This window comes from Nocardia transvalensis (genome assembly GCF_015477765.1).
GTDB classification, from domain to species: Bacteria; Actinomycetota; Actinomycetes; order Mycobacteriales; family Mycobacteriaceae; genus Nocardia; species Nocardia transvalensis_A.
The window spans coordinates 522,853-536,549 of sequence record NZ_JADLQQ010000006.1; the positions used below are offsets into that span (position 1 = coordinate 522,853).

Consider the following 13,697-nt stretch of genomic DNA (forward strand, 5'->3'; position numbering starts at 1 on the left):
TTAGGGGATGGGATTTGGAGAATCCTCCTGTTGCTAACGAGAACAACCCGGATGACATCGAATGGATGTTCACCCATCTGCCGTTGTCGGACAGCCTCCCGCTTCAGGTACAGCCGAAGGCGCGCAAAGAGTGGGCTCAGCTGTTCAAGTCTTACGGCGTTCGATGGCATCCGGAGCTGGCGACCAAGAAGCTTCGACATATCGGGCGCGGCGGTACGCATGACCTTAACGGCCTTATGGTCGTTTTGGACATCAACGATCCGGACCCTGAACCTATTCGAGTTCCGGACCCAGAAGAGATGACCGGCGCTGAACAAGCGTTTATGGCCGAACGTCTCCGCTATATGGGCCGGATGCCTTCGCCTCCGCACCGAGTGCCGGCCGGGGAACGTTTGGACCCTTCAAAGCATGACGCAGCGGTGGTGCTCGGCTATCTGATGGGTTGTGACGACGTGGAAAAGCGGCGCGTTATCGCCGCTGAAATGACGGGCCTCGCCCGTGAAGAAATCCTAGAGAAGTATCGAGGTGTTTAGTGGGTTGGAGTGGCGACCCTGTTTGGCTCGCTGATGTGCTGCGGGCCGAAGGGCTTGAGGTGAGAGAGTTCCCCGGTTGGCGTGACCGTGGACATGGTGATTTCGGAAGCATCTGGGGCGTGGTCGCGCACCACACCGGTAATAACCCTCCGTCGAACAACCCGCGCTATATATCGGAGCATCCGGACTTGGGGCTGTGTTCGCAGCTGCATCTAGCCCGTGACGGCGTGGTGACCGTATGCGGTGTGGGCGTGGCTTGGCACGCCGGGCAAGGATTTTATCCGGGCCTGCCGACCGATAACGCCAACTACCACACCATTGGAATCGAGGCGGAGAACAACGGCACTGAGGGTTGGTCCGATAGCCAGTATTCGGCATACGTGAAGGCCGTTGCCGCAATCCTGCGAAAGCTCGGTTATGACTCATCGCATGTGATCGGTCATAAGGAGTGGGCGGGCCGCGCTCAGGGCAAGTGGGACCCCGGAAGCATGGATATGGATGCGTTCCGGGCTGATGTGCAAAAGCAGATTGACAACAAGAATGATGAGGGTTTCCTTATGGCGCTGAATGACGCTGATCAGCATCGTGTGCTGTTCGAGCTGACTAACCGTTTTCCGTCGCGTGTCCAGGGCTCCACGTTCGCCGACACCTTGGTCGGTTACGTGCTGGAGATGGACCGGAAGGTTGAGGAGTTGCACGAGTCGCGTAAGGCGCTGGAAGCGAAGTTGGATGCCGTGCTGGCGAAGGTGGCGGCCTAATGGGACCGACTCAGGTACAGCATTCTTCGCGGGCGGCTATCCGCACGGGCTTCGCGGTGTTCGTTGCCGTGCTGAGCCTCATCCCAACTGTGTTGGCTACGAGCGGTCTTGACCACACGGTGTACGGCGCGCAGATCGTTGCGGTTGCTGCTGCGGTGACCAAGGTTTTCGCGCTGCCTGGTGTGAACGACTTCATTGAGAAGTTCTTGCCGTTCCTGGCGGCTGAGCCGCAGGCGGGGAGCGATGGACCTTAGTACGCATCCAGTTGTCGTTGCGGCATCGGTTGCGGGGGCTGTTATCGCTGTCTTGGCGGTAGCAGTCCCTAAGGTTCGTGCGCTTCTGGCCACGTTCGCTGAGGTTCGAGTCAAGCGATATGAGTACCTTGCACGGCTGGAAGAGGCACGGGGGGAGCTGATTTCGGCTCGACTGGACGACTTGTCCAAGCAGTTGGATAAGTCTTTGAAGGCTCGGGCCGAGGATGCGGCAAGACATCAGCGTGAGATCGCTGAGTTCCGAGACAAGCTGACGGAAGCGCTTACCGAGCTGGCTGAAGCGCGCGTGGAAATCGCGGCCTTGCGGGCTGAGCTACAGGTGTTGCGCACCGAAAAGTGAGGAGCCACATAGTGACTGAACCTTTGGCTCCAAGACCGGATAACGCCTACGACCCCGAGACCGGCACGAGTAAGTACGGCACCGGCGACGTTGCTAAGGACATCCCGAACTTCGGCTATGACCTATCGGAGGCAACGGTATCCCAGTTCTTCGATCCCTGGTCCGGCGGAACGGGTGGTTTGATCGGCGCTTTCGACAAGGTGGTCAAGTCGCTGTTCGACATGGCGGTGACCATTGCCGGGCAACTCGTACAAGGGACTCTGAAAGAAATTCTCACGTTCGTCGGAAACCTGCTCGGTGTTCACGGAAATACCCTTGGCACTCACGCTAGCACCCTCGGCGATCATGAAGCGCGGATCGAGAATCTGAAGAAATCCGTTGACGGCGTGGTCCAAACGATCAACGGCGCATACCAACCACTGTATTTCTCAGGGTTCGTCGAACTGAAGCCGACAACGAACCTGATTGATGTGATCATGATCGGCGCGGGCGGCGGCGGAGGCGGCGGCAAGGACGGCGGACTCATCAGCCCCAACTACGGCGGAGGCGGTGGCGGCGGAGGCGGTGAGTCCCACGTGACCATCAACGCATCCGATGTTCCGTCCGGGCCCGATGGCATTCGTCGAATCTGGATCACCATGGGCGGCAACGGGACCGGCGAACAACCACCCCAGGGCGGTGGCCCCGGTGTTGGTGGCCAGAACGGCGCGGACACAACGTTGTACTTCTCCGACCCATCCCAGGGCACCCCAACCGCGAAGTACCGCGCTGGCGGCGGAGCTGGCGGCCAAAGCCGTACCAACGCAGCATCACCCGCCGTCGGAGGATCGGGCACGGTGTCCGGCGGTAACGGCGGAGCGTTCCGTTTCCACGGTCAGACCGCGGTCAGTGAGAACGGACAGGACTCGGCGCAACCGGTCGGCGTGTCCAACGGTGGCGGTGGCGGAGGTGCTGGCTCGGGCATGCCCGGCGGCATCCCCGTAGGGACTCCAGACCACGTACCCGGTCGTGGTGGCGGCGGCGGCCCGAACCTGGGCGGAAAACCCGTGGGCGGCAACGGGACAGCCACCACCGAGTACCTACCGATCGGGGGCGGCGGCGGAGCAGGCGGCAACAGCAGCACACCAGGCGGCAACGGCGGGGACCCCGGAGGCGGCGGAGGAGGCGGCGGAGCCATCGGCGGAATCGGACGGCAAACAGCGGGCGGACACGGCGGAGTAGGCCGGGCCTGGATCAGAGAGAGGACGTAGACCGTGGCGAAGGTTGCCACCGTGCATATTGACCAGATCAACCTTATCGGTCACGCGAAGGTGTTCAAGCTCAGCGAACCATTCGATGTCGAGGGGGAACCGTGTTCGCATGCGCTCGTGTGGATTACACCGGCCGATGCATTCCAGAACGCGCAAGTCGGGGTGCTGCCAGCTACTGAATGGGGCAGTGTCATGGGCGGACATCTGCGACGGCGGGCCGGTTTCATCGCCCGCGACTGCTACAACCCCGATGACGCCGAGTACGTGAACGGCTGCTACGTGACCGCCCTGGATATGCTCGGCTACAAGTACGTCACGCCCGAGGACTTCCCGACCGAGGAGCCCTCGGCGAGTGGTGTGGAAGGCGACGGGTAATCCGGGGCCTGCGCCGGGTCTGCCCTCCCAACGCGCCTAAACTTCGCATGCTGTTGCAGGTCCACCGCGTGTCTCTTCGATGAAGATCCTGAGCCCTTCGGCAACCTTTCTCGACAGGATCGCTAGCTGCTCAGGCGGCAAGTAGGTTCCGTCAGCAGCGGCGTCGGCAAGCCGATCCCGGACCTGTTCGAGCCAGAGTTGGGCGAACTCGGTGCGGCTCTGGAAGGGCATGAGCAGACCCTAACAGCTCTCGAACATGCTTTCGATAACGAGCTTGTTTCGATAAACTGCCGGACCGTGGAGAACGAGCCCAAGCTATGTGCGTTGTGCCAGGAGCGCCACGCCGGTCCGGGCGGGATGCTCTGTCCGGAGTGCAAAGACCGCCTGGTTGAACGCACCAAAGACCCGTACCCGGACCGCCCGCCCCAGGAGTAGACGAACGGCCACGGGCTGCGCGGAGTGCTAGCCCCATCTCCGGATACCGGCGCACCGCCAGCGGCCCGGTCGACGCGCTACCCACTCGCGCCAGGCCCTTGCTCGCTGGGCATACATGAGCGACAGCGAGTCTGGGGACGGTTCGTCCGAAGGGTTGGTGTAGGGCTGGAACTCGATCGGCTCATCGGTCATGCCTATGTTGACGCGCCTCTGGTCACATCGGTTCCGGTCGCGCTAGGAAAGCAACCTTCGGTTCGATGCCCTGCAATCTGCATGCGTCCAGTTTGAAAAGAAAACCATTATCTCTGCCTCGGATCGAGACCCCTATTGATCTCTTGCTGTCTCGCCAGCTCCAACGCACGTTCCGCTGCCCGGCCGCCTCGCTCGACACTCGGTGTTTGTGTCGGGGCACTAGGCATCGAGACATTAGGCGCGGGCCTGCCTTGGTTCATTATCTGCATAATCGCCTGCAACTCCGGCGCATAGCCCCGTTGTTGGGCTAGCTGCATCTGTTGCTGCTGATATTTTTCGGCGGCTTCTCTTGCCGCCTGGACTTGCGCCTCACGCTGGGCAACCTGTCCTATCGACTCGATACCTTTTGTGACCTCTTGGCGTTGATTCTCGCGGTTCTGTGCCAGGATTTGTTCCATGATCTTCGCTTGCTCACCCGTGACGCCGATACTCCAGAGCATAGACTTGGTCTGCGCTTTTTCCTCTTCCCGGACCTTATTGAGTTGATTGCTAGTCGACTCGTGAGCGCGCTGGACATCAGCCGGGTCGATGAAGAGGAAGTTCTCTTTAGCCTGCGCGAGCTGCTGATTCTTCTCCGCTACGGTTTTGGCGAGCGCTTCCTTCCCCTTGGCCTGCTGCTTCGCCTTTTCGAGGGACTGGGCCAGCGTTAGATCCTTCTGCTTTTGTTGGGCCAGCTGCTTCTCTGCGGCTTGGCGGGCCAGCTCGCCGACGCCTGGGAGTTCAAGTTGTTGACCGCGCTCCATCTCCAAGCCAAGCGCCCAAACTTGTCGGGCCTCATCTCGCGTGATCACCTGATGTGTGAACTTGTCTGGGAAATCCCGCTTCAATCCGTCGATCAGTCGCTGCGCCTCTTTCGATACCGTCTCACCTTCGACGGATCGCAACACATGCCCTTGTATCAAACCTTTCTCGATAAGCTCCCGCACCGCTTTCAGCTGCTTCTCATCTTTCCTACCCTCGATCCTGCCGGACTTATCTTCAATAGTGAAGGTGCGGCCCCGGTCTTCTTTCGCATGGTCGAATCGGATTCGACCCTGCGTGGTTTCGTATATGCGAGACTGCTGGACGTACCCTCGCTGGCGGTCGCGAAAGTATCGTTCGATGCCGTTTTCGAATATTCTTCCACGTTGGTTAGGATCGTAGTCGTGGCGATCGCTATCGTATCCATCCGGCATGACTGATCCCACCCCCCGAGGTGTGCGTCTTGGTTATGAAGGGTTTCAGGTGGGTGTACCGTCACCTGATGGGTACGGGTTTACCCCTGCCGTTTTTCTTCATGGTAGGAGGCGTATTCGCGTATGATTGCAGCCATTTTCGAAAACATGCCGTCGTAATCTTCGGGATGATATTCGATCATGCTGTCCATCAAACCCCACGCGGTTTCAATGTCTTCGTCTTCCGTGTCGAATCGCAGGGCGGGGTTCACGTGGTCGTAGAACGAATGGTCACGGCCGAACCATTCGTAGTTTATCCATTCAGCGCCTGCGAACTTGATGAAACATTCCCCGATGAAACAAATGAAAGCGTCTGCGATATCGGCGTTCTCGGGTGCCATCGCGGTGGACATGTCCGGAAACAACTCGGCGACAAGGGTATCCAGCCTGGCCAACTCCGGCGCCCCCTCGGGCCACGGCTCCGCTGGGAGGTCGCGCAGTCCGGCGCGCTGGAGGAACTTCTGTGCCTGCGCTGCACGCCGAGGTGGTGAAACCCAATCCAGCCAGCCTTGTGTCTTCTCATCAATTTCGATATTGAAGCCCATCTGGCCGTCACTCACGTCAAGCTCCCCTCTGCGGTCGGTTGGTCGTCACTGTAACGGCTGGAACCGACAGGTAGTCAGCTCCTTGCGCGGGTACACGGTCCCGCTCGTAGCCGAATGGACCTCGGCGAACGTCCGCGCCTCATCCAGGTCGATATGCATCAGGTTGGGGACCACGACGATTCCGATCTCGTCGGCGCACAGTTGGTCACGCAGCACGGTCAACGGTGGATTCTGCCATTCGGCCGACGTGACGACAGTTCGGGCCACGACCAGGCTGTACCTGTTGGCATACGCGCGGCAGGTACGAACATCCCAGCCGTTCACCCGTTCGTCGAAATGCGGGAGGTGGAGGGCCTTGTCGATCCACACCAGGCAGCGGACCTCGGCTTTCACGGTAGTTGTATGCATGAGCTTTCCGACTTCATGAAGTTGTCCGCAATGCCCCCGGCCAACGCAGGTTGGCTCACATATTCCGGCCGACCAGGGGCACTGTTTGATGACCAAAACGGTTGCTACACAGCGTGAGTCACGAACTACTCATCGGCTGCGGTGTCGTCTTCGGGTCCGATCATGTGCACCCCCTTTCGAATCTCGTTATGGCCCACCGCCAGACCCCTCCGCACGCGCAGGCGCGGGGAACGACCAGATGTGCGCGACTGGTCATCGTGACGGTGCTGGACATCTCTCAGTAGGTGCGGCTGCTGTCGGGCTTGACTCTCCCCGCATCAACCAACGTCCGCCACGCGGCACGCTTGCGGGGACAGCTATCGAGGTGACAAGCCTTGTGCTGCTGCGTGATTCGGTGCGCTTGTAGCGGTGTGAGCGGCTGGAGCGAGCTGCACTGGCAAGCCCGACGAGTCGGTGTACATCACCTCGTCGGAACCACTGACGGCATGTCGGACCCGGGCACGGATCAAGTCATCCATTTCCGGAAGTGTGTCGGGTGGAAACCAATTGATTGCCTCTGACTCGTCATCGTTGACCCGTGCGGCAGCGGACCCGACGGCGCAACGACACCGGAACGTCATTTCGAGATATTGGGCAACATCGCCGTTGGCGTGGTGGCGTATCGGCGAAATAGTAATACTCGTCAACTTTTCTACCTCGACGCTGACACCAGTCTCCTCGTGCACCTCACGATAAACTGCCGCAACCGGATGCTCCCCGGGCTCAACAATCCCCGACAAGATGCTCCAACAGCTATCCTCACTCCGGCGTTGCAGCAAGACTTGGCCCTCGTCGTTGATTACGACGGCATTGATACCTGGCAGCCACAGGAGATGACTAGGCCCAACGGCGGCCCGCAGTTCGCTGACGAATTCAGGAATGGACATTTTCTTCTTTCGGTTCCGTTGCTGAGTACTTTTGGACGGCTATGGAGTCGCGGTCACCGAACCGCGGATTGTCGGCGATTTGGCGACGCCACCATGCCACGGTCCGGCCGATGCCTTCGCCGAGTCCGATCCTGGATCGGCACTCCTTGCATCCCCGATTGGAACGGAACGATGCAATCTCGTTCGGACGCTCGGCATGGTGCTCGATTGTGACACCCGAGACGTGTCCGCGCACCAGCTCGGCGATCTCCAGCACCGAGGCCGTTGTTCCGCATCCGAGGTTGAGCACGTTTCGACTGGACGGCAGGGCGGTGATCAAGTCGTCTACGGCGTCGTCGATGAAGGTGAAGTCACGGCGCTGCCGCCCATGACCTTCGATGGGCAGGCGTCCAAAATTCAAGGCAGCGTGACAGAACGAAGGGATCAGCGCGTCGGCGCGTTCACCTGGGCCGTACACATTGAAGATCCGAACAATGGTTATCCCAGGGCTTCCGGCCTCTTTGTGCGCCAACTGGTAGACACGGGCGGCCATCTCCATCGCTGCCTTGGATGCGGCATATGGCGAGCGAGGAAACACCGGCAACGCTTCGGGCAGCGGTCCGCCTCCCTGGTCGCCGTACACCTCGCACGTACTGCCGATCAACACGCGCGAAACGCCCGCTGTGTGAGCGGTTTTGAGCAGATGTAGGGCCATCGAGGCATTCGAGGCGTAAGTCTGTGGCTCACCGAACGACCGGGGGACATTCTTCGCGCTGGCGAGATGGACAACTATGTCCACCCCGGCAAGGTCATCGTGGCTGAGGTCGTGTACGTCTTTCACGACCAGGCACGCGCCTCCGTATTCCTGTAGCTGCTCAACCGACATGTTGTCAATTCCTACGACCTCATTCCCCCGCGCTTCGAGAGCAACCGCGAGATGGCGGCCAATGAACCCAGCTGCACCGGTTATCAGAAATCGAGACGGTTCCGCATGACTGGCTATCATTTGAAATCATCCTCTTCCAGTTGCGTTCGGTACCTTAAACTTTCGGGAGGCAGCGTGGGCCAGGTCGACGGCTCCGCCGTGCTGCTGATCCGCTGCGGCGTCATCTTCTGGTCGGGCCATGTGACGCCGCCTTCCGATGTCGTTGAGATTCTTTTCCCGTGCCGCACCGCCGATCCTCTTAGGTGCGCAAGAGAGGCGATAACCAGTTGTGCCGGACGGGTTTCGACAAGGATGGCTGGCTATCATGGCGGCGCGGAACGTCTCAGTGGGCCCGGCCGCTGTCGGGCTTGACCCTCCCGGACTCGACCAACGTTCGCCATGCCGCCGCTTTGCGGGGACACCCATCTGTCTGGCATTCCCTGTGCTGCTGCATGATTCGGTGCGCCTGCGGGACTGTGAGCGGTTCGTAAGGTGGCTCGTGCCACCAACCGACTGCGCTGGCCTGAACTTCTGACTCGCGTTGGATTCGATCGTGAACCTCCTGCACGCTCACGCTCGGTTGCTCCGGTTCGACGGTGTTGTCTCGCCACCAGTTGAACCCCACCGTGTCCACCCCTGCCGTCATTCGATCCGGTCATTGGTACGGCACCCGACGTCGGGGAAATCGACGCGGTGATCATCCCGGCGTCGGGGCCTGGCATGAGCATCGCGCAGGGGTGTGCGCCAGAGAACCCCGCGACTGCTACGGAAGAACTACGCTCACGAGTAAGTTGCAAGCCTGCACGGGGACGGCAGACACGATGATCGTGACCAGATGGACCGGTGTTGAGGTGCTATTGCTACGTACGGAGGCGCTTCGCCTTACCCGTCCGGAACTCGCGGCTCTGTCCGGCTTCTCTAAGGGTGCTATCCAGAAATGGGAAGGCCGCGGAGCCACGATCACTCTCTCGGGCGAGTTCGCCGCAGGCATGGATACGTTGCTGCAACGGCTGGACGACAGCCAACGAGCGCGGTTCCAGTCCGCCTTGGCAGGTATCAGAGGCGGCGTCGAGCCACGACGACGAATAGCCAGCCGGACGGGCAAGAGAGAAGACAAACTTTCCCGAGGTCGCGCGGCCGTCGACCTGGCAGCCGTCGATCTGCTACGAAGCCGTGTATATGACCTGAACGAGAGCTACCGCAGCAAACCGTCAACATCGTTGCTCGCCCAAGCCGGGCAGTACCTCGGTCAGGTGCAGTTGCTCTTGGCGCAAGGGTCGGGAGAGCCCGTTCGCCGTGCTCTGCTCGCGGCCGAGGCCCAAAGCGCTACGTTCATGAGTCGGCTCGTCTGGGATGCGTCCCAGCGGCGAGACAACATAACGGCGAATCGGTATCTTGAGCAGGCGATTTCGGCCGCAAGGCAACTGGGTGATCCAATCGCGGAAAGCCAAGCCCTCCTGAGGCAAAGCTATATCGCCCTCTACGGCGAAAAGAATCCGTCCGATGGCCTGAAGCTGACCACCCAGGTAGCCGATACGGTCCACAAAGCCAGCGGTGAACTTGCCGGAATGGCATGGCTTCACCGAGCCGAAGCGCTCGCCATGCTAGGCCGACGAATCGACTGCGAGAAGGCTTTGAACACAGCGGAGCGTTGCTTCGAGCGCATCACGCCGGCCGAATCCTCGTTGGGCTTGTTCTCGGTGAGCGAGTGCGGCCGTTTGGCTGGCTCTTGCTACTTGTTTCTCGGTAGTTCCAAACGGGCACAATTGATTTTGGAGCGTACCGCTGCCGATACTCTCGGTAGTCCGAAGGCGCAGGCTATCATCCTCGGAAACCTGGCGTTGGCTCACATCCGACAACACGAACTTGATGAAGGTGCGAACGTCTTGCATAGAGCGATCGACATCGTTGAACAGACACGCGGTGGCGCGGGTCTGAACATCGTGTTCGGTGCGTGTCGTGAACTGCGCCCCTTCCGGAACATCTCTGCGGTGCAGGATGTTTACGACCGTGTGCTAGCACTGATGGCCACCACGTGAGGAGCGTTGAAGTGGATACCAACCTGGCGAAACAAGCTGTACGGGAACACATCTGGACGCTTCTTGAGCGCGAGCATGCCGTACCGCCCGGCGCGAGCCGACGCATACCGGCGTTCATCGGTGCCGATAAGGCCGCTGACCGCCTGGCCGAGCTATCTGCATGGGATGCCGCGCGGGTCATCAAAACGGTTCCCGACACCGCGCAACTGCCAGTCCGGGTCCGTGCGTTGCGGGAAGGAAAGCTCGTATATATGGCGGTTCCTCGACTCGCCACACAGAAGCCCTTCTACCTGCTCGACCCGACCACGCTTCCCGCGCCTCCCGTAGAAGCAGCGAAGAAGGACGTAGCAGCGCAGGTAGCCCGCACCGTGGATGTGGACGAGATCAGCCCGGTCGAAATGGTTGTACTCGGCAGTGTCGCCGTAAACCGCCACGGTGCTCGGCTGGGGAAGGGAGCTGGCTACTCAGATATCGAGCTGGCGATACTTCAAGAGGCGGGCTTAATTGGCGAGGACACCATTATTGTGACGACTGTCCACCAGCTCCAAGTAATTGATGAGCCAATCCCCGAAGCGGAACACGACTTCCGTATGGATTTGATCGTGACGCCGCAAGAGGTGATCTGGTGCGATGAACCTCGCCGCCCGAATGGTCTCTTGTGGGAGTCTCTACCGTCCGAGAAGATCGGCGCAATTCCGGCGCTCGCCGCGCGAAGGGCGTCACGCCGACGCTGATCGACACTGCAAGGTGTCGACTATTGCGAAGTCGGGTACAAGAAGTACCTCCCTCCAACCAAATTGCTGTTCGTGGCCGTGTCCCCCTGCGCCGCACCGACACCGATGCAAGCGACGGGGGCGTGCGTGTGGCCCGCTAGCTAGTGGGCCTTGCAAACGCCTCCGCAGTAGACCTCTATCGCCGCCTGCACGACACTCGCGGCAGTGTCCATATCGCCATTCACCTTCGGGAGGATCGCCAGACCCGCGTCTGTCGCCGAACCGCCCTCATACTTCATGACATCCTGCGCCCGCAACCCGGCATTGATCAACGCCTGTCGTTGCATCTTCTGAGGCACCCCGAGCGCATACACCTTCTCAATAAAAGCATTGTCCCGGTTGATCTTCCACTGCCGAAGCTCGCTTTCACTCATAAGCGCCGGATCAGTGGGCACCGCTGCCGTCGTAGTGGAGGTAACCCCTTCCGGTGTCGGGGCCGCAAGTGCTGTACTCGTAGCGACTGCACTAGCTTTGCCGGACTTCTTGTCGTCATCAGCGAGATTGCCGATAACCCCCATCACCAGCACGACGGCCACGCCCACAAGTACATTCCTGAAAAGCTTCCCCCGAGAGCCCTTTTGCTTGATCTGATTCTGCGGCTGAACCACGCGCCTACATCCCCTCTGGTTGCGCTTACCGGAGCCGATACAGAAAACGGATATGCCATGATCCGTTCTCCCCCTTCGGCTTTGCGGTCACCCGATAGACCGCTCAGCCAGTCATAGCACAACCTTCCACACGGAAGCGAACGGCGCTAGAGGGCCCAGGGCAGAGGCCGCCAGCCATCGAGTAGACAGCCGCAGTTCTTCGCTGGCAATCGAAGCCGCCCCGGACACACAACGACCCCAGCTCTGACGTATCCATCGAACCGGAAGGGGATCGGTTCGCGCAGAGCTGGGGTCATGCCCCCACAGGAGCGCACTACACGATAGCTGCTCGGGACCTCACGCCGCTTGTGAGGCTCCCACCGAGGCTGACTCAGCGGCCATCAGGCCGGGCTGTAGAAGGCGCTGATGGCGCTCTGGATGCCCACGCGCTAACCTACGGTACCGTAAGTTACTGAGGAGGTAAATCCGTGTCCGACACTGTGCAGCCTTCCGCCTCGATGGCGGACGCCCTCGAATCCGTTCGGGAAGAAATCGCGCTGATCAAACCACGTATGCGCGGCTGGATTCACACCTGGGCTGTCGGCATAGCGGCTGTCGCGGTGGTGGCGCTGGTCGCAGTCGCGGCCTCGGTGTCGGCCTCTGCGGCCTGGTCAACGCTCGTGTACGGCGTGACGGTATGCGGCGTCTTCGGCGTCAGCGCGACGTATCACCGTGTGAACTGGCGGACGGGTCGTGCAAGGCTGCTCGCCAAACGAGCTGACCACAGCATGATTTTTCTTTTCATTGCTGGTAGTTACACACCGTTCGCTCAACTCGGAGTCCGAGGCCACTCCGGGGTTGTCCTGCTCGCGGTCGTTTGGGCGGGCGCGCTCGCGGGGGTGATCTTGAAGATGCGGTGGCCGACCGCACCGCGCTGGGTTGGAGTGCCGCTGTATCTGCTGTTGGGCTGGGCGATCGTGCCCGTTGCCGGAACGCTTATCCACAATGTTGGCTGGGCCCCGGTCATCCTGCTACTCGCGGGTGGGATCGCCTACAGCGTTGGTGGCGTCCTGTACGCCTCGCGTTGGCCGGACCCGTGGCCTGAGGTGTTCGGGCATCACGAGTTCTTCCATGCCGCAACGGTTGTCGCGGCGCTGTGCCATTACATCGCAGTGTGGCTGGTGCTGCTGACCTGAGCTCGTCGAGAACTGGTGGGCGGCAGCACTTTCGGTACTGTGTTCGGTGTCTTCCAGGCTGTGAAAGACGCCCGTAAGAAGCCGACCCGGCAGCAGAACTAGAGGCATAGGGAAGGCCCCCAGCATTCCACCCTTCGGTGCTGGGGGCCTTCTTGGTTCCTGGGAGTTACTTACCTTTGGCTGCGTGGAAGGCATCTTGGACTTCCTGCGAAATCCTCCCCCGTTCGCTGATCTTGTACCCGTTCTTTTTGGCCCACTCTCGCATGGCGCCGAGTTGTTCCCGGGGTATGCTTGATCTACCGGCGGCGGCTTTACCAGTCCTACGGCTTCCTCGTCGGCCACCGACCTTGCGGGCGACTTTGGTGTATGGCTCCACGAGTGCATAGAACTTGTCGCGGTTCTTGGCACCGAGGTCGATTTCGTATTCCACGCCGTCCACCATGAAGGTGATGGTGGGATCGGAAACGATATCCATGTTGATCTTGTCGCCTGTGAGATCGTCGTAAGTCTCAATAATGGTCTTATTTGCCATAGGTCGGAGAGTACGCAGCGATGATCCCTAAGACAAGTTGTTATCATTCAGAAACTAGGTGTTGATCGTTGAGGCGACTGCCGACGCTAAGGATGCGGCCATCAGCTCGGTCGTGCACCGCCCCCGTCGGCGGACGACACCACTTCCCGCCGAAGTCTTCCCCGGTACGGTCCTCTTGTTGATCATCAAGGGGGTAAAGTCTTGTCCGCGAGCCATTGTCGGTCGATCATCGTTGCCGCTAGCGAGGAAGAACTTTGGTCCTGAAGATGGTTCGCAAGACTCTGGCCGCGTAGCAGCGGAGAGCCCCCCAGCGATGCTGGGGGGCTCTTTCCTTATGTCTGGACTGTTCCGATTGGTC

Annotated in this window: 17 protein-coding genes; 9 read left to right on the forward strand and 8 right to left on the reverse strand. The window is 60.3% G+C overall.

What is annotated here, in order from left to right:
- The first annotated feature begins 14 nt into the window (after positions 1-14).
- From IU452_RS20410 to IU452_RS20435, 6 genes are all read left to right on the forward strand, one after another.
- Positions 15-533 carry a phage gene 29 protein family protein gene (locus IU452_RS20410; RefSeq protein ID WP_195110679.1) on the forward strand — a complete coding sequence of 173 codons (519 nt, stop codon included), beginning with the start codon at positions 15-17 and terminating at the stop codon, positions 531-533.
- 35 nt (positions 534-568) lie between these two features.
- Positions 569-1,291: an N-acetylmuramoyl-L-alanine amidase gene (locus IU452_RS20415; RefSeq protein ID WP_324192719.1), complete on the forward strand. Its 723-nt coding sequence runs from the start codon at positions 569-571 to the stop codon at positions 1,289-1,291.
- Positions 1,291-1,545, forward strand: coding sequence for a hypothetical protein (locus IU452_RS20420; protein ID WP_195110681.1), 255 nt, complete (start codon positions 1,291-1,293; stop codon positions 1,543-1,545). The genes IU452_RS20415 and IU452_RS20420 overlap by 1 nt, the downstream gene beginning before the upstream one ends.
- 181 nt (positions 1,546-1,726) lie before the next feature.
- Positions 1,727-1,903, forward strand: a complete 177-nt coding sequence (locus tag IU452_RS20425; RefSeq protein ID WP_195110682.1) for a hypothetical protein — start codon at positions 1,727-1,729, stop codon at positions 1,901-1,903.
- 11 nt (positions 1,904-1,914) lie between these two features.
- Complete coding sequence (locus IU452_RS20430; protein WP_195110683.1) at positions 1,915-3,153, forward strand: hypothetical protein; 1,239 nt, start codon at positions 1,915-1,917, stop codon at positions 3,151-3,153.
- 3 nt (positions 3,154-3,156) lie between these two features.
- Positions 3,157-3,528, forward strand: coding sequence for a hypothetical protein (locus IU452_RS20435; protein WP_195110684.1), 372 nt, complete (start codon positions 3,157-3,159; stop codon positions 3,526-3,528).
- Positions 3,529-3,564: 36 nt separating this feature from the next.
- On the opposite strand, the gene IU452_RS20440 is transcribed toward IU452_RS20435, so the two are convergent.
- From IU452_RS20440 to IU452_RS20465, 6 genes are all read right to left on the reverse strand, one after another.
- Positions 3,565-3,759 carry a DUF6374 family protein gene (locus IU452_RS20440; RefSeq protein ID WP_195110685.1) on the reverse strand — a complete coding sequence of 65 codons (195 nt, stop codon included), beginning with the start codon at positions 3,757-3,759 and terminating at the stop codon, positions 3,565-3,567.
- 503 nt (positions 3,760-4,262) lie between these two features.
- Entirely contained in the window at positions 4,263-5,390 is a 1,128-nt protein-coding gene (locus IU452_RS20445; RefSeq protein ID WP_195110686.1) for a hypothetical protein, read from the reverse strand.
- An 80-nt stretch (positions 5,391-5,470) separates the two neighbouring features.
- Positions 5,471-5,989, reverse strand: coding sequence for a hypothetical protein (locus IU452_RS20450; protein WP_195110687.1), 519 nt, complete (start codon positions 5,987-5,989; stop codon positions 5,471-5,473).
- Positions 5,990-6,019: 30 nt separating this feature from the next.
- Positions 6,020-6,382 carry a hypothetical protein gene (locus IU452_RS20455; protein ID WP_195110688.1) on the reverse strand — a complete coding sequence of 121 codons (363 nt, stop codon included), beginning with the start codon at positions 6,380-6,382 and terminating at the stop codon, positions 6,020-6,022.
- Positions 6,383-6,738: 356 nt separating this feature from the next.
- Entirely contained in the window at positions 6,739-7,308 is a 570-nt protein-coding gene (locus tag IU452_RS39550; protein ID WP_195110689.1) for an NUDIX hydrolase, read from the reverse strand.
- Positions 7,295-8,293: an NAD-dependent epimerase/dehydratase family protein gene (locus tag IU452_RS20465; RefSeq protein WP_195110690.1), complete on the reverse strand. Its 999-nt coding sequence runs from the start codon at positions 8,291-8,293 to the stop codon at positions 7,295-7,297. The genes IU452_RS39550 and IU452_RS20465 overlap by 14 nt, the downstream gene beginning before the upstream one ends.
- Before the next feature lie 740 nt (positions 8,294-9,033).
- Between IU452_RS20465 and IU452_RS20470 the strand changes: the two genes are divergently transcribed.
- Both IU452_RS20470 and IU452_RS20475 read left to right on the forward strand, forming a co-directional pair.
- The gene (locus IU452_RS20470) at positions 9,034-10,251 is read left to right on the forward strand and encodes a hypothetical protein (RefSeq protein ID WP_228818282.1); all 1,218 of its coding nucleotides are present in this window, start codon (positions 9,034-9,036) and stop codon (positions 10,249-10,251) included.
- An 11-nt stretch (positions 10,252-10,262) separates the two neighbouring features.
- Positions 10,263-10,985 (forward strand): 5-formyltetrahydrofolate cyclo-ligase, encoded by a 723-nt coding sequence (locus tag IU452_RS20475; protein WP_195110692.1) that lies wholly within the window; start codon positions 10,263-10,265, stop codon positions 10,983-10,985.
- A gap of 140 nt (positions 10,986-11,125) precedes the next feature.
- Here the strand turns inward: IU452_RS20475 and IU452_RS20480 are convergent, their stop codons facing one another.
- Positions 11,126-11,632, reverse strand: a complete 507-nt coding sequence (locus tag IU452_RS20480) for a DUF732 domain-containing protein (RefSeq protein WP_195110693.1) — start codon at positions 11,630-11,632, stop codon at positions 11,126-11,128.
- Between the two features lie 497 nt (positions 11,633-12,129).
- On the opposite strand from IU452_RS20480, the gene trhA reads away from it, so the two are divergent.
- Positions 12,130-12,807, forward strand: a complete 678-nt coding sequence (trhA, locus tag IU452_RS20485) for a PAQR family membrane homeostasis protein TrhA (RefSeq protein ID WP_195110803.1) — start codon at positions 12,130-12,132, stop codon at positions 12,805-12,807.
- 166 nt (positions 12,808-12,973) lie between these two features.
- Here the strand turns inward: trhA and IU452_RS20490 are convergent, their stop codons facing one another.
- Positions 12,974-13,339: a histone-like nucleoid-structuring protein Lsr2 gene (locus tag IU452_RS20490; protein WP_195110694.1), complete on the reverse strand. Its 366-nt coding sequence runs from the start codon at positions 13,337-13,339 to the stop codon at positions 12,974-12,976.
- Positions 13,340-13,697: the final 358 nt, after the last annotated feature.